This window comes from Sedimentitalea arenosa (genome assembly GCF_016428585.1).
Lineage (GTDB): Bacteria > Pseudomonadota > Alphaproteobacteria > Rhodobacterales > Rhodobacteraceae > Sedimentitalea > Sedimentitalea arenosa.
In genome coordinates this window covers 61884-80069 of sequence record NZ_JAELVR010000006.1, presented here as the reverse complement: position 1 = coordinate 80069, position 18186 = coordinate 61884, and the positions used below count along the sequence as shown (strand labels likewise).

Annotated in this window: 18 protein-coding genes; 10 read left to right on the top strand and 8 right to left on the bottom strand. The window is 67.4% G+C overall.

Translation table 11 applies throughout. The features are described from left to right. The first annotated feature begins 29 nt into the window (after positions 1-29). From mtgA to JF290_RS10005, 4 genes are all read left to right on the top strand, one after another. Positions 30-773, top strand: a complete 744-nt coding sequence (gene mtgA / locus JF290_RS10020; RefSeq protein ID WP_199024723.1) for a monofunctional biosynthetic peptidoglycan transglycosylase — start codon at positions 30-32, stop codon at positions 771-773. A 55-nt stretch (positions 774-828) separates the two neighbouring features. Continuing rightward, positions 829-1494 (top strand): FtsZ-binding protein FzlA, encoded by a 666-nt coding sequence (gene fzlA, locus JF290_RS10015; protein WP_199024900.1) that lies wholly within the window; start codon positions 829-831, stop codon positions 1492-1494. A 69-nt stretch (positions 1495-1563) separates the two neighbouring features. Beyond that, positions 1564-2655: a tRNA epoxyqueuosine(34) reductase QueG gene (gene queG / locus JF290_RS10010; protein WP_199024722.1), complete on the top strand. Its 1092-nt coding sequence runs from the start codon at positions 1564-1566 to the stop codon at positions 2653-2655. Then, a complete protein-coding gene (locus tag JF290_RS10005) occupies positions 2655-4658 on the top strand; it encodes a hydantoinase/oxoprolinase N-terminal domain-containing protein (protein ID WP_199024721.1) in 2004 nt (667 codons plus the stop codon). The genes queG and JF290_RS10005 overlap by 1 nt, the downstream gene beginning before the upstream one ends. Before the next feature lie 6 nt (positions 4659-4664). Here JF290_RS10005 and msrA read toward each other — a convergent pair whose 3' ends face one another. Both msrA and msrB read right to left on the bottom strand, forming a co-directional pair. Continuing rightward, complete coding sequence (gene msrA / locus JF290_RS10000) at positions 4665-5174, bottom strand: peptide-methionine (S)-S-oxide reductase MsrA (protein WP_199024720.1); 510 nt, start codon at positions 5172-5174, stop codon at positions 4665-4667. Next, positions 5171-5620 (bottom strand): peptide-methionine (R)-S-oxide reductase MsrB, encoded by a 450-nt coding sequence (gene msrB, locus JF290_RS09995; protein WP_199024719.1) that lies wholly within the window; start codon positions 5618-5620, stop codon positions 5171-5173. The genes msrA and msrB overlap by 4 nt, the downstream gene beginning before the upstream one ends. 142 nt (positions 5621-5762) lie before the next feature. Here msrB and JF290_RS09990 point away from each other — a divergent pair, with 142 nt between their 5' ends. Beyond that, a complete protein-coding gene (locus JF290_RS09990) occupies positions 5763-6284 on the top strand; it encodes a glutathione peroxidase (protein WP_199024718.1) in 522 nt (173 codons plus the stop codon). Positions 6285-6294: 10 nt separating this feature from the next. Here JF290_RS09990 and JF290_RS09985 read toward each other — a convergent pair whose 3' ends face one another. The 5 genes from JF290_RS09985 to ade all read right to left on the bottom strand — a co-directional run bounded on the left by JF290_RS09985 (position 6295) and on the right by ade (position 11884). Then, positions 6295-7173 carry a DMT family transporter gene (locus tag JF290_RS09985; protein WP_199024717.1) on the bottom strand — a complete coding sequence of 293 codons (879 nt, stop codon included), beginning with the start codon at positions 7171-7173 and terminating at the stop codon, positions 6295-6297. A 198-nt stretch (positions 7174-7371) separates the two neighbouring features. Next, positions 7372-7659, bottom strand: a complete 288-nt coding sequence (locus tag JF290_RS09980) for an HU family DNA-binding protein (protein ID WP_199024716.1) — start codon at positions 7657-7659, stop codon at positions 7372-7374. Positions 7660-7841: 182 nt separating this feature from the next. Beyond that, positions 7842-8444, bottom strand: coding sequence for a coiled-coil domain-containing protein (locus JF290_RS09975; RefSeq protein WP_199024715.1), 603 nt, complete (start codon positions 8442-8444; stop codon positions 7842-7844). 177 nt (positions 8445-8621) lie between these two features. Continuing rightward, entirely contained in the window at positions 8622-10085 is a 1464-nt protein-coding gene (locus JF290_RS09970) for an AMP nucleosidase (RefSeq protein ID WP_199024714.1), read from the bottom strand. A gap of 2 nt (positions 10086-10087) precedes the next feature. Continuing rightward, positions 10088-11884 (bottom strand): adenine deaminase, encoded by a 1797-nt coding sequence (gene ade / locus JF290_RS09965; RefSeq protein WP_199024713.1) that lies wholly within the window; start codon positions 11882-11884, stop codon positions 10088-10090. Positions 11885-11973: 89 nt separating this feature from the next. Here ade and JF290_RS09960 point away from each other — a divergent pair, with 89 nt between their 5' ends. Beyond that, positions 11974-12393, top strand: a complete 420-nt coding sequence (locus JF290_RS09960) for a VOC family protein (RefSeq protein ID WP_199024712.1) — start codon at positions 11974-11976, stop codon at positions 12391-12393. Here the strand turns inward: JF290_RS09960 and JF290_RS09955 are convergent. After that, positions 12363-13256, bottom strand: coding sequence for a LysR substrate-binding domain-containing protein (locus JF290_RS09955; RefSeq protein ID WP_199024711.1), 894 nt, complete (start codon positions 13254-13256; stop codon positions 12363-12365). The genes JF290_RS09960 and JF290_RS09955 overlap by 31 nt on opposite strands. 105 nt (positions 13257-13361) lie before the next feature. Between JF290_RS09955 and JF290_RS09950 the strand changes: the two genes are divergently transcribed. From JF290_RS09950 to JF290_RS09935, 4 genes are read left to right on the top strand one after another with little or no spacing between them, the layout of a single operon-like run. Beyond that, positions 13362-14117, top strand: coding sequence for a class II aldolase and adducin N-terminal domain-containing protein (locus tag JF290_RS09950; RefSeq protein ID WP_199024710.1), 756 nt, complete (start codon positions 13362-13364; stop codon positions 14115-14117). Positions 14118-14150: 33 nt separating this feature from the next. Then, a complete protein-coding gene (locus tag JF290_RS09945) occupies positions 14151-15311 on the top strand; it encodes an acyl-CoA dehydrogenase family protein (protein ID WP_199024709.1) in 1161 nt (386 codons plus the stop codon). A gap of 23 nt (positions 15312-15334) precedes the next feature. Then, positions 15335-17395, top strand: coding sequence for an acetate--CoA ligase family protein (locus JF290_RS09940; RefSeq protein WP_199024708.1), 2061 nt, complete (start codon positions 15335-15337; stop codon positions 17393-17395). Continuing rightward, the gene (locus tag JF290_RS09935) at positions 17392-18171 is read left to right on the top strand and encodes a carnitinyl-CoA dehydratase (protein ID WP_199024707.1); all 780 of its coding nucleotides are present in this window, start codon (positions 17392-17394) and stop codon (positions 18169-18171) included. Before JF290_RS09940 ends, JF290_RS09935 begins: the two co-directional genes overlap by 4 nt. Positions 18172-18186: the final 15 nt, after the last annotated feature.

Sequence of the window (18186 nt, the reverse complement as noted above, 5' to 3'; positions counted from 1 at the left end):
GCGGCGGCGTGGATGGTATAGCAGCCGCCATGGCGCGCGCGAAAAAGAAGAAATCAGGCACATCCACCCGGACCGGCGGGCCGCTTGCGCGGCTGGCAGAGTTGGTGAGTCGGCTGTGGCGCTATGTGCTGCTGGCGCTGGCGGGGCTTGCGGCCTTCGCGTTCGCGCTGGTTCTGCTGTTCGCGGTGGTCAACCCGCCCACCACCTTCACCATGGTGAGCGAGGGCTGGCGACTCGACCGGCCGGTGCGGCAGGACTGGGTGCCGATGGAGCGGATCGCGCCGGTGATGGCGCGCTCCGCCGTTGCGGCGGAAGATGCGAATTATTGCCTGCATTGGGGGTTCGACGTCGCGGCGATCCGTGCCGCCATCGCGGAAGGCGGAACGCGGGGCGGCTCCACCATCAGTCAGCAGGTGGTGAAGAACGTGTTCCTGTGGCAGGGCCGCAGCTGGCCGCGCAAGGTGCTGGAGGCGGCGATCACGCCGATGGTCGAGCTGGTCTGGAGCAAGCGGCGGATACTCGAGGTCTATCTGAACGTGGCCGAGATGGGCGAGGGCGTGTTCGGAGTCGGGGCCGCGGCGCGGGCCTCCTTCGGGGTCGCGCCCGAGGCGTTGACCGCGCGGCAGGCGGCCTTGCTGGCGGCGGTTTTGCCGTCGCCGCGGACGCGTGCGGCGGCTCAGCCCTCGCCTGGCCTGCGCAAGCGCGCGGCGGCGATCATGGACGGGGCGGCCGTGATCCGCTCTGACGGGCGGGCCGCCTGTTTCGAGGATTGAAAATCTCCGCGCGGCGGGGCATGGAGTGGGAACCGCATCACAGCCCAGGAAGATCATGGCCCGCCTGTTCCACGTCCCCCTGTCCCCGTTCTGCCGCAAGGTGCGGTTGTCGCTGGCCGAGAAGAAGATCGAGGTCGAACTGGTGGAGGAGCGGTATTGGGAGGCCGATCCGGATTTCCTGCGCCGCAACCCGGCGGGCAAGGTGCCGGTGCTCAAGCTCGACGGGCGGATGCTGGCCGAAAGTGCCGCGATCTGCGAATATATCGAGGAGACGCGGCCGGAGCCGGCGCTGATGCCGAGCGCGCCCGAGGACCGCTTCGAGGTGCGCCGCCTGGTCGGCTGGTTCGACGACAAGTTTCATCACGAGGTGACCAGCAAGCTGCTTTACGAGCGGGTCAACAAGAAGGTCACCGGCGCGGGCTATCCCGACAGCCGCAATGTCAAGGACGGGGCCAAGGCGATCAAGTACCACCTGGACTACATGGCCTGGTTGCTGGATCACCGCCGCTGGCTGGCCGGGGACGTGATGACGCTGGCCGATTTCGCTGCCGCGGCGCACCTGTCGTCGCTGGACTACATCAGCGACGTCGACTGGAACCGGTCGGCCGTGGTCAAGGACTGGTACGCGAAGATCAAGTCGCGCCCGGCCTTCCGGTCGATCCTGGCGGACCAGATCCCCGGATTCCGTCAGCCGCCGCATTATGCCGATCTCGATTTCTGATTGCGGCCCGGTGCGGGGGCGCTGCCCCCGTCCGCCCTTGGCGGACTCCCCCGGAGTATTTTGGCAAAGATGAAGGACGCGGAGGATCTCAAGGCGCGGCTGGAGCGGCAGGCGCGCGCGGAGGGCTTCGTGTCGTGCCGGCTGTGTCGACCCTGGGACGTGCCGCAGGTGCCGGCGCGGCTGCGCGCGTTCCTGGAGGCCGGGTATCACGGGCAGATGGGATGGCTGGCGGAGCGGGAGGCCTGGCGGGGCAATCCGGCGGCGCTCTGGCCCGAGGCGCGAACGGTCATCATGCTGGCGGAGAGCTATACGCCGGCGCATGATCCGCTGGCGGTGCTGGCGCAGCGGGACCGGGGGGCGATTTCGGTCTATGCCCAGAACCGCGATTACCACGACATGGTCAAGAAAAGGCTGAAGCGGCTGGCGCGTTGGCTGATCGCGGAGGGGGAGCGGTTGGATCGGGCGTCGGTCCCGCCGGAAGAACGGGATCCGGGGGGGGCGCCGGAGGTGAAGGTGTTCGTGGACACCGCGCCGGTGCCGGAGAAGGCGCTGGGCCAGGCGGCGGGGCTGGGCTGGCAGGGCAAGCACACCAACCTCTTGAGCCGGGACTGGGGCAACTGGGCGTTCCTGGGGTCGATCTTCACCACGTTGGAGCTGCCGGTGGATGCGCCCGAGGTCGATCATTGCGGCTCGTGCCGGGCGTGTCTGGACGTCTGTCCGACGGAGGCGTTCCCGGCGCCCTATCGGCTGGATGCGCGGCGCTGCATTTCCTATCTGACCATCGAGCACAAGGGGCCGGTGGCGGAGGAGCTGCGCGGCAAGCTGGGCAACCGGATCTATGGCTGCGACGATTGCCTTGCGGTCTGCCCGTGGAACAAGTTCGCGGTGGCGGCGAGCGATATCCGCTATGCCGCGCGGGAGGAGTTGCGTGCGCCGAACCTGGCGGCGCTGGCGCAGCTGGACGATGCCGGGTTCCGGGCGCTGTTTTCGGGCTCTCCGATCAAGCGGATCGGGCGCGACCGGTTCGTGCGCAACGTGCTCTACGCGATCGGTAATTCGGGCGAGGCGGGGCTGGCGCCGGTGGCACGGGGGCTGGTGTCGGATGCGGACCCGGCGGTGGCGGATGCGGCCCGCTGGGCCGTGGTGCGGCTGGAGGGCTGATGGCGATCCTGTTGGGCGTGGACACGGGCGGCACCTATACGGACGCGGTGCTGATGCGCGACGAGGCGGAGGTGATCGCCAGCGCCAAGGCGCTGACGACCCGGGCGGATCTGGCGATCGGGATCGGCGCGGCGGTGCGTTCGGTGCTGGCGCAATCGGGGGTGCGGCCGGTCGAGATCGCGCTGGCTTCGTTGTCGACGACGCTGGCGACCAATGCGTTGGTCGAGGGGCAAGGCGGGCGCGTGGCGCTGGTCTATATCGGCTTTCGCCCCGGTGACCTGGATCGGCACGGGCTGCCCGAGGCGTTGAAGGGCGATCCGGCGGAGGCGCTGGCGGGTGGGCATGGCCATTCCGGTGCCGAGGCGGCGCCGCTGGACCGGGATGGGTTGGAGGTGTTCCTCGAGCGGATCGCGGGCCGGGTCGGCGCGGTGGCGGTGGCGGCGCAATTCGCCACCCGCAACCCGGCGCACGAACTGGAGGCGGCGCGGATCATCGTCGAACGCACCGGGCTGCCGGTAACCTGTTCGCATCACCTGTCGGCGCGGCTGAACGGGCCGAAACGGGCGGTGACGGCGGTTCTGAACGCGCGGCTGGTGGCGATGATCGATCGGCTGATCGGCCGGGCCGAGGACACGCTGCGCGATCTCGGGATCGCCGCGCCGATGATGGTGGTACGCGGCGACGGGGCCCTGATGTCGGCGGCGCAGGCGCGGACGCGGCCGATCGAGACGATCCTGAGCGGGCCGGCAGCGTCGATCGTGGGCGCGCGCTGGCTGACCGGGGCGGAGCGCGCGCTGGTGTCCGACATCGGCGGCACCACGACCGACGTGGCGCTGCTGCGCGACGGACGGCCTGCGATCGACCCGGAGGGCGCCAAGGTGGGCGGGTTTCGCACCATGGTCGAGGCGGTGGCGATGCACACCAGCGGGCTGGGCGGGGACAGCCAGGTGCATGTGCAGGGCGACGGGCTGGCCGGCGGTGTCACGCTGGGGCCGCGCCGGGTGGTGCCGGTGGCGCTGATGGCGCAGGAGGCGCCCGAGGCGGTGCATGCGGCGCTGGATGCGCAGTTGCGGGCGGCGACCCCGGGCGAGCATGACGCGCGTTTCGTGCGGGCCATGGGGCCAATGCCGGATGGGCTGGATGCGCGCGAGACCGCGGTTCTGGCGCGGATCGGGAACGCGGTGCGACCGCTGGGGACGGTGCTGCGCAGCCGCATGGAACAGGGTGCGCTGGGACGACTGATCGATCGCGGGCTGGTGCAGATGGGCGGGGTGACGCCGTCGGATGCGAGCCACGTTCTGGGCACGCTCACGGCCTGGGACGCGGCGGCGGCGGAAAAGGCGCTGACGCTGATCGCGAGGAAGCGCACCGGTTCGGGCGAGGTGCTGGCGGGATCGGCCATGCAGCTGGCGCGGATGATCGTGGACCGCATGACCGAGCAGACCGCGCTGACCCTGTTGGAAACTGCGTTCGCCGAGGAGGATCCGGGTTTTGGGCTGCCACCCGGGCAGCTGGCGCGCCACGTTCTGATCGCGCACGGGCTGGCAGGGCATCGCGGTCTGCTGGCGCTGGACGCGGCGTTGAACGTTGACGTGATCGGATTGGGCGCTTCGGCCGCGACCTACTACCCGGCGGTCGGCGACTGTTTGCGCTGCCGGATGGTGCTGCCGCCCCATGCCGGGGTTGCCAACGCCATCGGGGCCGTGGTCGGGCGGATCACGATGCGCCGCAGCGGCACCGTGACCGCGCCCGAGGAGGGACGCTTCCGCGTGCACCTGGCGGCGGGCCCCGAGGATTTCACCGATTCGCAGAGGGCGCTCGCGCGGCTCGAAGCGGAGTTGCGCGAAACGGCCAGCGCCGCGGCGCTGGCTGCGGGTGCCGACGGGTTGCAGATCACCGTCCTGCGCGACGTCAGGACCGCCCGCGTCGAAGGGCGCGAGGTGTTCGTCGAAGCGGACCTGACCGTCGAGGCCAGCGGCCGGCCCCGGGTGGCGACGGCCTAGCCGCGCCTATTCCGCCGCGTTGCGCCGGGGCAGCACCCAGTCTGGCCGCGCGAAGTGGCAGGTATAGCCGTTGGGGATGCGTTCGAGGTAATCCTGGTGTTCGGGCTCCGCCTCCCAGAAATCGCCCACCGGTTCAAGCTCGGTCACGACCTTGCCGGGCCAGAGCCCCGAGGCCTCGACATCGGCGATGGTATCGAGCGCGGTCTCTTTCTGCGCCTCGTCCACGTAGTAGATCGCCGAGCGATAGCTGAGCCCGCGGTCATTGCCCTGCCGGTTCAGCGTGGTCGGGTCGTGGATCTGGAAGAAGAACTCGAGCAATTCGCGATAGCTGATGCGGTCGGGGTCGAACAGGATCTCGATCCCCTCGGCATGGGTGCCGTGGTTGCGGTAGGTGGCGTTGGGCACATCGCCGCCGGTATAGCCGACGCGAGTCTTCAGCACGCCGGGTTTCTTGCGGATCAGGTCCTGCATGCCCCAGAAACATCCGCCTGCCAGAACTGCGCGTTCACTGCTCATGCCACGTCCTCCACTTGGTCCAGATACTCGCCGTATCCTTCGGCCTCCATGTCGTCGCGATGCACGAAGCGCAGGGAGGCCGAGTTGATGCAATAGCGCAGGCCGCCGCGGTCGCGCGGCCCGTCGGGAAAGACATGGCCGAGATGGCTGTCGCCATGGGCGCTGCGCACCTCGGTGCGGATCATGCCGAGGCTGGCGTCGCGCAGTTCGGTGACATGGGCGGGTTCGATCGGCTTGGTGAAGCTGGGCCAGCCGCAGCCGCTTTCGTACTTGTCCGCCGAGGCGAAAAGCGGTTCGCCCGAGACGATATCGACATAGATCCCGGGTTCCCTGTTGTTCAGCAGCGCGCCGGTGCCGGGGCGTTCGGTGCCGTTCTGCTGGGTGACGCGGTATTCCTCGGGAGAGAGCGCTTTGATGCGGTCGGGGTCCTTGGTGTAGCGTGTCATCGTGATCCTCCGCTTGGTGTCTGGTGCAGAAGATGGGATGCCACGCGAGAAATCAAAGCAATATTTCAACACCGTCGCAGGGTCGTGTGCCTGATCCGCATCGGCGTTCGGCGCGTATTACAGACAGATACAGGAGGACGACATGAAGAAACTTGTTCTGGCACTTGTCTTCGCGACGCTGGCGCAGGCCGGTCTGGCCAAGGAAGTCGGCGGCACCTTCCCGTCGATCGATGGCGGCACCCTGTCGATCGAGCAATGGCGCGGTCAGCCGGTGCTGGTGGTGAACACCGCCTCGCAATGCGGTTTCACCGGGCAATACGAGGGGCTTCAGGCGGTCTATGATCGCTATCGCGACCGTGGGCTGGTGGTGCTGGCAGTGCCATCGGACGATTTCAACCAGGAGCTGGGCAGCGCCGAGGAGGTAAAGGAATTCTGCGAGTTGAACTACGGCCTCGACATCCCGATGACCGATATCAGCCACGTCAAGGGCTCTGCGGCGCACCCGTTCTACAAGGCGGTGAAGCAGGAGACCGGGTTCGAGCCGAGCTGGAACTTCAACAAGGTGCTGCTGGGGCCGGACGGAGCGGTCGTGGCCACCTGGGGCTCGGCGGTGCGCCCCGAGTCCCGGCGCGTCACCGAACGGATCGAGGCGCTTTTGAACTAGGCGTGCATGGCTAGGGTTTTCGTGGTGCGGGCTGGCGGGCGAGCTGCACCGCCAGGATGCCCAGGGTGACGACGGCGACGCCGATCGCATCCAGCAGTCCGAGCCGCTCGCCCAGCAGCAACCACGCGATGGCCACGCCGAACACCGGGTTGAGAAAGTGGAAGGTCGCGGCGCGAGTCGCCCCGATCCGGTCGAGCAGCATGACCCATACAAGCGTCGCGATCAGGCCCGGCACCAGCGTGGTATAGGCGAACGCCAGCGCCAGGGGCAGGCTGGGATCGACGCGGATGGTCTCGAAGATCGGCGCCGCGACGAACAGCAGTGCCGAGCCGACCAGCATCTGCAGCCCCACGATCATCATGAAATTGCCGCCCGAAGTGGCGCCGCGCACCGCGAGCGTGGCGAAGGTCAGCGCCAAGACGCCAAGCGCGCAGAGCGCAAGACCGTAGAGGTCGACTCCCGCACTGATCCGCGAGCCCATGATCAGCGCGACCCCGGCGAGCCCGGCGACAAGACCCGCGATTCCCAGCGGCGTCATTCGCTCGCCCAGCAGAAGCCAGCTGGCGATGGCGACGAGCAGCGGCATGGTCGAGGCGACGATGGCGGCGACGCTGGCCTCGACCGTCTGCATGGCGACGAAGTTGAGACCCAGGTAGAGCGCGTTCTGGCAGATCCCGAACAGGATCGTCGCATACCATTGGCGCCGGGTCAGATGCCAGGACTGCCCCATGACCCGCGCGATGGCGACACCCAGAAGACCCGAGACCAGGAAGCGCAGCGCCAGAGAGAAGAGCGGCGAGGCATCGGCGACGATGATCCGCGCCGAGGTGAAGGCCGAGGACCACATCAGCGCGAAGGCCAGCCCCATGAAAATCGCACGCGTGTCCAAACCGGTCTCCGAGCTGCCGCGCCGCGACCGTTTCCGAAATCACCGGCAAGCGCAAGCGCGGCAAGGCTGTTTTTCATCTTCGGTCAAATACTCCGGGGTCCGGGGCAGAGCCCCGGCACGCCAGCCGGTTCGCAGACCGCCCCGGAATGCAAAAGGGCCACCGAAAGGCGGCCCTTGCATCGTCCCGTCGCGGCGCGATCAGCCGTTCACGCTGTCCTTCAGCGCCTTGGCGATGGTCATCTTGACCACCTTGTCGGCGTCCTTCTTGAACTGCTCTCCGGTCGCCGGGTTGCGCACCATGCGCTCGGGGCGTTCCCGGCAGTAGATCTTGCCGACACCCGGAAGGGTCACGGCACCGCCGGCGGCGACTTCGCGGGTGATCAGGCCGGTGATGGCATCGAGCGCCGTGCCGGCGGTCTTCTTGTCGGTTCCCATTTCCTCGGCCAGTGCAGCGACGAGCTGGGTCTTGGTCATTGGCTTTGACATTGTTATCGGTCTCCTTCGTCTGCCCGATTTATTGGGCCTCAATCCGCATACTTAACGGTATGTAGTGTAGGAACACAACGAATAGTGGAAGCTGGCAAGCCCAAATCTTGGGTTTTTCGCTGTTTTTCGCCCGAAATCCGCGGATATGGCCCCCTTGGCGCGCTCCGGCCGAGGCCGGCTCGTCAGATCGGGCCGATCTGGCGGGCCGGACCCCCCGCCGCGCGGCGCGCCCGATCGCCGACGGGTGCGGTGTCCGCGGGGGTGATTTCAAGCGCCGTGCTGTCTGGATCGGTGCGCTCGCAGCCGAAGTTGAACACGGCCCTGTCACGCACGCTTTCGCGGAGCAGAAGGTAGCAGTAGCAGTCCTTGACGCGGAAATCGACGCGTTGTCCGACCACGAAATGATGGGTCCGGGTGCCGAAATGCGCGAGGACCGGCCCGCCGTGCAGGGCGGTGACGCTGATCATCAGCTTTGGCTCCACCAGGGGATAAGCGGTCTGGCTTTCCGATATGGTCACGCTCAGATCGCGCACGAAGCCCTGCGTCACCTGCGCCCGCAGCGCGGCGACCTCGGTTTCGAGCTCCGCGACGTCCCGGCGGGCGGCGTCCAGATCGCTGCGCAGGTTCTCCAGCACGTCCAGATCTGGCGATGGGTCTGCAGCCAACCCGGGATCGGGTGCGGGTTTGCCAATCAATTCACGCTGCACGATCATGCCGCCCAGGAAGGCTTCGATGGCGACGACTCCGCCGACCAGAATTGCCGCTGTACGAGAGACGCGAGGCATCCCATCACTCCACTTGCTACACTACCCGCTGACTCGCAGCCGCGCGATAGATGGTGCGACCTGCCTATGTGTCAAGCGCCGCCGGACGCCGCGGCAGATGACCTTGCGTAAGGCGTGTGAGTTGGTGGGCAGTCCGCGTCGGCTCTTCGGCGGGTCGGGCGAAGATGGCCTGAAACCTCAAAGAAACGCGGTTTCGTCGAAGGAGCGCAGTTTGCGGCTGTGGAGACGCTCCAGCGGCATGTTGCGCAGGCTCTCCATCGCACGGATGCCGATGTTCAGGTGGCGGGCGACCTGGGTCGTATAGAAGTCCGACGCCATGCCCGGCAGCTTCAACTCGCCATGCAGCGGCTTGTCGGACACGCAGAGCAGGGTGCCGTAAGGCACGCGGAAGCGATAGCCGTTGGCGGCGATGGTGGCGCTTTCCATGTCCAGCGCGATGGCGCGGGACTGGCTGAGCCGCTGAACCGGACCGGACTGGTCGCGCAGCTCCCAGTTGCGATTGTCGATGGTGGCGACGGTGCCGGTGCGCATGATCCGCTTGAGGTCATAGCCCTGCAGTTGCGAGACCGAGGCGACGGCCTGTTCCAGCGCGATCTGGATTTCGGCCAGCGCCGGGATCGGGGTCCAGACCGGCAGGTCGTCATCCAGAACGTGATCTTCGCGCAGGTAGCCATGCGCCAGAACGAAATCGCCCAGCGCCTGGGTGTTCCTCAGCCCGGCGCAATGGCCGACCATCAGCCAGGCATGCGGACGCAGCACGGCGATATGGTCGGTCGCGGTCTTGGCATTGGAGGGGCCGACCCCGATGTTGACCAGCGTGATGCCCGAGCCGTCGGCCCGTTTCAGGTGATAGGTCGGCATCTGCGGCAATTTCAGCGGCGGCTCTATCGGGGTCTCGGGATCGGTGATTTCGACATTGCCGGTGCTGACGAAGCTGACATACCCACTGTTCGCGTCGCCCAGTTGCGCGCGGGCATAGGCCTCGAATTCGGCGACGTAGAACTGGTAGTTGGTGAACAGAACGTGGTTCTGGAAATGCTCGGCATCGGTCGCGGTATAATGCGACAGGCGGGCCAGCGAGTAGTCCACCCGTTGCGCGGTGAAGAGCGCGAGCGCGCCGGTGCCGTTCTGCGGCACATAGGTGCCGTTGACGATGTCGTCGTTCGTCGTCGTCAGATCCGGCACGTCGAACACGTCGCGCAGGGTGAAATCGGCGGCGCCCTCCTGCGGCACCGTCAGGGTCGGGTCGAGCGCGACGGCGAAATGCACCGGGATCGGCGTGTCCGAGGGCCCGATGGTCACCGGCACGCCGTGATTGCGGATCAGCAGCCCGATCTGCTGGGTCAGGTAGGCGCGGAACAGGTCGGGTCGGGTGACGGTGGTGGCATAGGTGCCGGGGGCCGCGACATGGCCGAAGCTGAGCCGCGTGTCCACCTGCGCATAGCTCATCGTGGTGAGGCGAATCTCGGGATAGAAGGCGCGGATGCGGTGACCGGGTGCGCCGGATTTCATCGCGGTCTTGAACTGCTCGCAGAGAAAGCCGGTGGCTTCGCCATAGAGCTTTTCCAGGTGCGCCACCGCCTGCGCGGCATCTGTGAACTGCGCCGGGGGCGGTGTGTCCGGGGTGAGGAGCTTCTGCATTTTCAGGACTCCAGCACCGGGATCGGTTCAAAGCTGCGCACGTCGACCAGCCCCTTGTCCGAGATCCGCAATTCGGGGATCACCACCAGCGCCAGCAGCGAATGCTGCATGTAGGCGTTGTTGAGGCTGCAGCCGCAGTCCCGCATCGCCTGCATCATCCGCTCGGCAGCCTGAGCCACGTCGGACGCGGGGGAATCCGACATCAGCCCGGCGATGGGCAGTTCGACCAGGGCCAGTTCCTGCCCGTCGCGGAAGATCGTGATGCCGCCGCCGACCTCGGCCAGCCGGTTCGCCGCAAGCGCCATCTGCGCGCGGTCGGTGCCCACGACGATCATGTGGTGACTGTCATGGGCGACGGTCGAGGCCATCGCCATCCTGCCCTGGTAACCAAAGCCCGACACGAAGGCGTTCGTGACGCCACCGGTGGCGCGGTGGCGTTCCACCAGCGCGATCTGGCAGATGTCGCCGGTGCCATCGACCAGACCGTCACGCACCGGCAGATCGGCCTTGAGCGCCTTGGTCGGGGCCTGGTTCTCGACCACGCCGATGATGTTGGCGCGGGCGGTGTTGGCGCCGTCGGGGGCCTTGATCTCGAAATCATCAGGCGTCAGCGCGTGGCCCAGGTGGACGGTGTTGCGCGCGGTGTCGGGCCAGTCGTAGTGCGGGAACTCGGCGAGACTGACGCCATTTTCGGCCACGATCCGTCCGCGCGCGATTACCAGCTCGATCGGCAGGGTCACGAGGTCGGAGGTCAGGATCACGTCCGCCCGCCGCCCCGGGGCGAGCGAACCGATCTCGCGCTCCAGCCCGAAATGGGTGGCGGTGTTGATCGTGGCCATTTGCAACGCCACAAGCGGGTCGCAACCGCAGGCGATGGCGTGACGCAGCACCCGGTTCATATGGCCGTCATTGACCAGTGTGCCGGAATGGCAATCGTCCGTGCAGAGGATGAAGTTGCGCGGGTCCAGCCCCTTTTCGGTGATCGCGGTGATCTGCTTTTCCACGTCATACCACGCGCTGCCAAGCCGCATCATCGCGCGCATGCCTTGCCGCACGCGGGCGATGGCGTCGGCCTCGCCGGTGCCTTCGTGATCGTCCGCCGGCCCGCCCGCAACATAGGCGGCGAAGGCGGGGCCGAGATCGGGGCTGGCGTAGTGGCCGCCGACGGTCTTGCCCGCCGCCTGCGTCGCCGCGATTTCGGCCAGCATCTTGGGGTCGGCTGCCGCGACGCCGGGAAAGTTCATCATCTCGCCCAGCCCGATGATGCCGGGCCAGGTCATCGCTTCGGCCACGTCGTCGGGCGTGATCTCGTGGCCGGTGGTTTCCAGCCCCGGGGCAGAGGGCGCGCAGGAGGGCATCTGGGTGAAGATGTTGACCGGCTGCATCAGCGCCTCGTCATGCATCATCCGCACGCCGGCAAGCCCCAGCACGTTGGCGATTTCGTGCGGGTCGGTGAACATGCTGGTGGTGCCGTGCGGGGTGACCGCGCGGGCGAATTCCGCCGGGGTCAGCATGCCGCTTTCGATATGCATATGCGCGTCACACAGACCGGGGATCATGTAGCGCCCGTTGGCCTCGATCACCTGCGTGTCCGGCCCGGTGCAATAGGTGGCATCGGGCACCACGCAGGCGATGCGGCCGGCGGTGATGGCGATGTCATGCCCGTCCAGAACCTCGCGGCTGTGCACGTTGACCCATTTGCCGCCGCGGATGACGGTGTCGGCGGGCGCACGGCCGGCGGCGGTGGCGATCAGGTCGGCGGCCACGTCGGGCCAGCTGGGAAATGAGGTCTGCGTCATGGTCCAATTGTCCTGAATGGCGGGGCGGGTGCAACCCCTGCCGCGCGCGCGGACTTGCCAGGGGCGGAGATTTCCCGGAAGCTGCCGACATGGATTACGAAACCGTAGGGGCCGAGGCGTTCGGAAAGAGCCTGAGCGGAATCGGGCTGAACCTGCTGGTGCGGGACGTGCCGGCGCAATGCGCCTTTCTTGGGGCGGTGTTCGGGATGTGCGCGCACCAGGTTTCCGCGGATTTCGCCGTCGTCACCTATGGCGGGCAGGTCTTCCAGATCCATTCCGACGCCACCTATCATTCCAACCCGCTGCTGGGACTCTTGCCCGAGACGCCCCCGCGCGGTGCCGGGATCGAGATCAGGCTCTACGACACCGACCCGGACGCCGCCGCGCAGCGGGCCGAAACCGCCGGTGGAACGGTCCTTCAGGCTCCGAGTGACAAGCCGCATGGTCTGCGCGAATGTTATATCCTGTGCGACAACGGCTATGCCTGGGTGCCCAGCCGCCCGTTGTGATCGGCGGCCATTTCCGCCCGTAGCCAGGCGGCGAAGGCGACGGTGCCGGGGGAATACTCGGCCTGGGGCGACAGGATCAGGTAATAGGCCTCCTGCATCGGGGCGCGGTGCGAGAACGGCGCGACCAACAAGTCCTTCGCGATCAGGCCCGAGGCGATGGCGTCATGCGCCAGGGCAAGCCCTCCGCCCGCCTGCGCCACCGCGAGCGAAACGGTGAAGGTGGTGGCATAGGTCACCGGCGGGTCGGGCCAGGGCAGGGCCTGGTCTTCGGCCCAGGCGGACCAGTTGCACAAGAGGTTCGAGCAGTCATAGAGCGGCTGCATCGCGAGGTCGGACAGCGCCACAGGGTAGCCGGGCGCGCAGACCGGGTAGTAGCGGTCGTTGTGCAGCAGTTCGGCGCGCACCGTGTCGGCCGGGCGCAGCGAGAAGCGGATTTCGACATCGACGCCCTCGGCCATGTCGCGCGGCTCCCACAGTTCGGTCGAGATATTCAGCTGCACCTCGGGATGGCTGGCGCGGAACCGGGGCAGGCGCGGGGCGAGCCAGTAGACCGCGAAGCTGAGGTTGGATTGCACCTGCACCACGTCCTGATCGGTACCGGTCACCGCGCGGGTGCCGCGTGCCAGGGTGCGGAACGCCTCGCGCACCACGGGCAGGTAGGTGATGCCGGTTTCGGTCAGTTCCAGCGCCCGCGGGCGGCGGTGGAACAGCGCGCGGCCAAGGAAGGATTCCAGCGACTTGATCTGCTGGCTGACCGCGCTCTGGGTCATGTTCAGATCGCGGGCCGCCCCGGTGAAGGACAGGTGGCGGGCGGCGGCCTCGAAGGTGCGCAGCCAGCCGAGAGGGGGCATCGGAGCATGCATGTGCATCAGCCTGCCATAAGTCCTTCTAATGGCAAAGGGCCGATTTTTTCGTTCGCAATGCGCCGGACGGGCAGGCACAGTCCGGCCAGATCAAAGGAGGAGATCATGCCCGTCACCGAGTTGCGCCCGAACATGGATCACTGGCAGGAACGCGTCGATCTGGCCGCCGCGTTTCGCTGGACCGCCCGGCTGAACCTGCACGAAGCCGTGTCGAACCATTTCTCATTGGCCGTGAACGAGGAAGGAACCCGGTTCCTGATGAACCGCAACCAGGTCCATTTCAGCCGGATCAAGGCCAGCGAATTGCTGGAACTGGACGCCAACGACCCGGACGCGCTGACGGGCCCGGATGCGCCCGACCCGACCGCCTGGGGGCTGCATGGCGGCATTCACCGGCATTGCCCGCATGCACGCTGCGCGATGCATGTGCATTCGATTCACGCCACGGTGCTGGCCTCGCTTGCGGACAGCCGGTTGCCGCCGATCGACCAGAACTGCGCGACCTTCTTCAACCGCTACGTGATCGACGACAGCTATGGCGGACTGGCCTTCGAGGAAGAGGGCGAACGTTGCGCCGCGCTGCTGACCGATCCGAAGAAGAAGGTGCTGATCATGGGCAATCACGGCGTCATGGTGATCGGCGACTCGGTCGCGGACACCTTCAACCGGCTCTATTTCTTCGAGCGGGCGGCCGAGACCTATATCCGAGCGCTGCAGACCGGCCGGGAATTGCGGGTACTGCCCGACGAGATCGCCGAGAAGACCGCGCGCGAACTCGAAGACTATCCGGAACAGGGCGAGAGGCATCTGGCCGAGCTGAAGGCGATCCTCGACCACGAGAAATCGGACTATGCCAGCTGACCGGCTGGGCAGGAAAAAAGGGACGGAACGGCAGTGCAATACGGGTTGACTGAAGAGCAGGAGATGATCGTCTCCACCGTGCGCAGCTTCGTGGAGAAGGAGATCTATCCGCACGAGGCGATGGTGGAACGCAGCGGAGAGGTGCCGGACGAGATCGCCGAACGGATCAAGCGCAAGACGCTGGAGTTGGGGTTCTATGCCTGCAACTTTCCCGAAAGCGTCGGCTGCGCGGGGCTGAACCACCTGGAATTCGCGCTGGTCGAGCGCGAGCTCGGGCGTGGGTCGATGGCGCTCAACCATTTCTTCGGACGGCCACAGAACATCCTGATGGCCTGCGAGGGCGAGCAGGTCGAACGCTACCTGATGCCCGCGGTGCGGGGCGAGCGGATGGATGCGCTGGCGATGACCGAACCGGGCGCCGGATCGGACGTGCGGGGGATGAGCTGCACGGCGCGACGCGACGGCGGCGATTGGGTCGTGAACGGCACCAAGCACTTCATCTCGGGCGCCGACCATGCCGATTTCGTCATCGTCTTCATCGCCACCGGCGAGGACCAGACCCCGAAAGGCCCCAAGAAGCGGATCACCGCCTTCCTGGTCGACCGGGGCACGCCGGGTTTCACCATTCGCGATGGATACAAGTCGGTCAGTCACCGTGGCTACAAGAACATGATCCTCGACTTCGACGATTGTCGCCTGCCCGACGCACAGGTTCTGGGCGAGGTCGATGGCGGGTTCGAGGTAATGAACACCTGGCTCTACGCCACGCGGATCACCGTCGCCGCCATGTCGGTGGGGCGGGCGCGCAGGGTATTCGATCATGCGCTGAGCTATGCGGCGGAGCGAGAGCAGTTCGGCCAGAAGATCGGCAAGTTCCAGGGCGTGAGCTTCCAGATCGCGGACATGATCACCGAGATCGACGCTGCCGACCTCCTGACGCTGGCCGCCGCCGACCGGCTGGACAAGGGGTTGCCCGCGAACCGCGAAATCGCTTCGGCCAAACTCTACGCGTCCGAGATGCTGGCGCGGGTCACGGATGCGGCGATCCAGATCCATGGCGGCATGGGGCTGATGGACGACTTTCCGCTGGAGCGGTTCTGGCGCGATGCGCGGGTCGAGCGGATCTGGGACGGCACCAGCGAAATCCAGCGCCACATCATCAGCCGCGACCTCCTTCGGCCTCTGGGCGCATGATGGCGGGCGGTGGGGATCGCGCGATGCGCGATGCCTCCGGCGGCGGGACGCCGGACCGGGACGGAGCCGGGCGGTTCGCCCGGTTGCTGTCGGCGCGGACGGTCGCCGTGATCGGGGGCGGCGCCTGGTGCGCCGGGATCATGGGCGCGGCGCGGCGGATCGGCTATCGGGGCGAGATCTTCGCGGTGCATCCGGAGGGCAAGGTGATCGCCGGCCAGCAGGCACTGCGGCGGCTGGAGGACTGGCCCGGTCCGATCGACGCGGCCTTTGTCGGGATCAACCGCCATGCCAGTGTCTCGGCGGTGGCGGCGCTGGCGGGATTGAACGCGGGCGGCGCGGTGTGCTTCGCCTCGGGTTTCACCGAGGCCGTGGCGGAGGATCGCGACGGGGCGGAGCTGCAGGCGGCGCTGGTGTCGGCGGCGGGCCAGATGCCGCTGTTGGGGCCGAACTGCTATGGCTTCGTCAACGCGCTCGACCAGGTGGCGATCTGGCCCGACCAGCACGGCATGGTGCCGCTGGAGCGGGGCGTCGCGATCCTGACCCAATCGTCCAACATCGCGATCAACCTGACCATGCAAAGGCGCGGGGTTCCCATCGCGATGATGGTGACTTGCGGCAACATGGCCCAGACCAGCCAGGCGGAGCTTGCGCGGGCCCTGTTGGAGGACGGTCGGATCACGGCCATCGGGCTGCATGTCGAGGGGTTCGGTGACCTGCGCGGCTGGGAAAGCCTGGCCGAAGTGGCACGCGCGCGGGGCATTCCGTTGGTCGCGTTGAAGGTGGGGCGCTCCGAACAGGCGCAGCGGGCGACGGTGTCGCACACGGCGTCACTCGCCGGCAGCGACGCGGGGGCCGCGGCCTTCCTCGATCGGTTGGGGATCGCCCGGGTGGATGGGGTGGTCGAGTTCCTCGAGGCGTTGAAGTTGTTGCATTGCGTCGGAAGGCTGCCGTCGCGCCGGGTCGCGTCGATCAGCTGCTCCGGGGGCGAGGCGAGCCTTTTCGCCGACACGGCGGCGGTGAACGGTCTGGAGCTGCCCCCCTTGACCGAGACGCAGGAGGCCGATCTGGCGCAGGCGCTCGGGCCGATGGTCGCGCGCTCGAACCCGCTGGACTACCACACCTATATCTGGCGCGACACCGAGGCGATGACGCAGGCCTGGTCGGCGATGACCGGACCGCAAGTCGACCTGACCCTGAGTATCGTGGATTATCCCCATACGGATGCGAGCGACTGGTCCTGTGCCACCGAGGCCGCGGTCGCGGTTCGCGAGCGCACCGGGCGACCCATTGCCGTCGTTTCGACATTGCCCGAGCTGATGCCCGAAGCGACGGCGGTGGCTCTGCTGGAGCGGGGCGTGGTGCCAATGGCGGGGTTGAGCGAGGCCGTCGCGGCGATCTCTGCCGTGTCCCGCCCGGTTTCGCCGCCGCAGCCGCCGGTCCTGTTGGCCGGACGGGCGGCGGCGGATGCGCTGCTGAGCGAGTCCGAGGCCAAGGCAGAGCTGGCGGCGCATGGGCTCTGCGTGCCGGCCTGCCGCGAGGGGACGGTTGCCGACGATCTGTTGCGTCTGGCGCGGACGCTATCGGGACCGCTGGCGCTCAAGGGCGTGGGGATGGCGCACAAGTCCGACAGCGGCGGAGTCCGTCTGGGGCTTGCGCCCGAGGAGGTGCCGGTGGCGGCGGAGGCGGCCGGGACCGCGCGGGTTTTGATCGAGGAGATGGTGACGGACGGGGTGGCGGAGCTGCTGGTGGGCGTGGTCCGTGATCCGGCGCATGGCTACGTGTTGACGCTGGGTGCCGGCGGCGTCTTGACCGAGCTTTTGCGCGATACCGTGTCGCTGCTGGTGCCGAGTGGCCCCGAGGCGGTCAGGGCGGCGCTGGCGCGACTGAACTGCGCGCCGCTCCTGCGTGGATACCGGGGGCGCCCGGGTGCGGATATCGACGCGATCTGCCGCGCGGTCGACGCGGTTCAGTCCTATGTGATTGCAAATGCCGACACTGTTGGCGAAGTTGAGATCAACCCGTTGATCTGCACGCCCGACCGGGCGGTTGCGGTGGACGCATTGATACGAAAGGCCAGAGCATGACACCCGTGAAAACCGAGCGCGACGGCGCGATCCTGACCGTGACGCTGGACCGGCCCAAGGCCAACGCGATCGACCTGGTGACCAGCCGGATCATGGGCGACGCATTTCGAGATTTTCGCGATGACCCGGACCTGCGGGTGGCGATCCTGACAGGGGCGGGCGAGAAATTCTTTTGCCCCGGATGGGATCTGAAGGCGGCGGCGGACGGCGATGCCGTGGATGGCGACTACGGGGTCGGAGGCTTCGGCGGCCTGCAGGAGCTGCGCGGCATGAACAAGCCGGTGATCGCGGCGGTCAACGGCATTGCCTGTGGCGGTGGCCTGGAGCTGGCGCTGAGCGCCGACATGATCCTGGCGGCGGATCACGCCACCTTCGCGCTTCCCGAGATCCGGTCGGGCACGGTGGCGGACGCGGCCAGCGTGAAACTGCCCAAGCGGATTCCCTACCATGTAGCGATGGAATTGCTGCTGACCGGGCGCTGGTTCGATGCGGAGGAGGCGCATCGGTGGGGGCTGGTGAACGAGATCGTTCCGGCCGCGCGCCTGATGGAGCGCGCACGCGCCTTGGCGGAAGTTCTGGCGAGCGGCCCGCCGCTGGTTTATGCCGCGATCAAGGAAATCGTGCGCGATGCGGAGGACTCGAAGTTCCAGGACGCGATGAACCGGATCACGCGGCGGCAACTGGCCAGTGTCGATACGCTCTATGCCTCGGAAGACCAGCTGGAGGGTGCGCGGGCCTTCGCCGAGAAGCGCGATCCGGTCTGGAAGGGGCGCTGATCGGGTGTGGGGGCG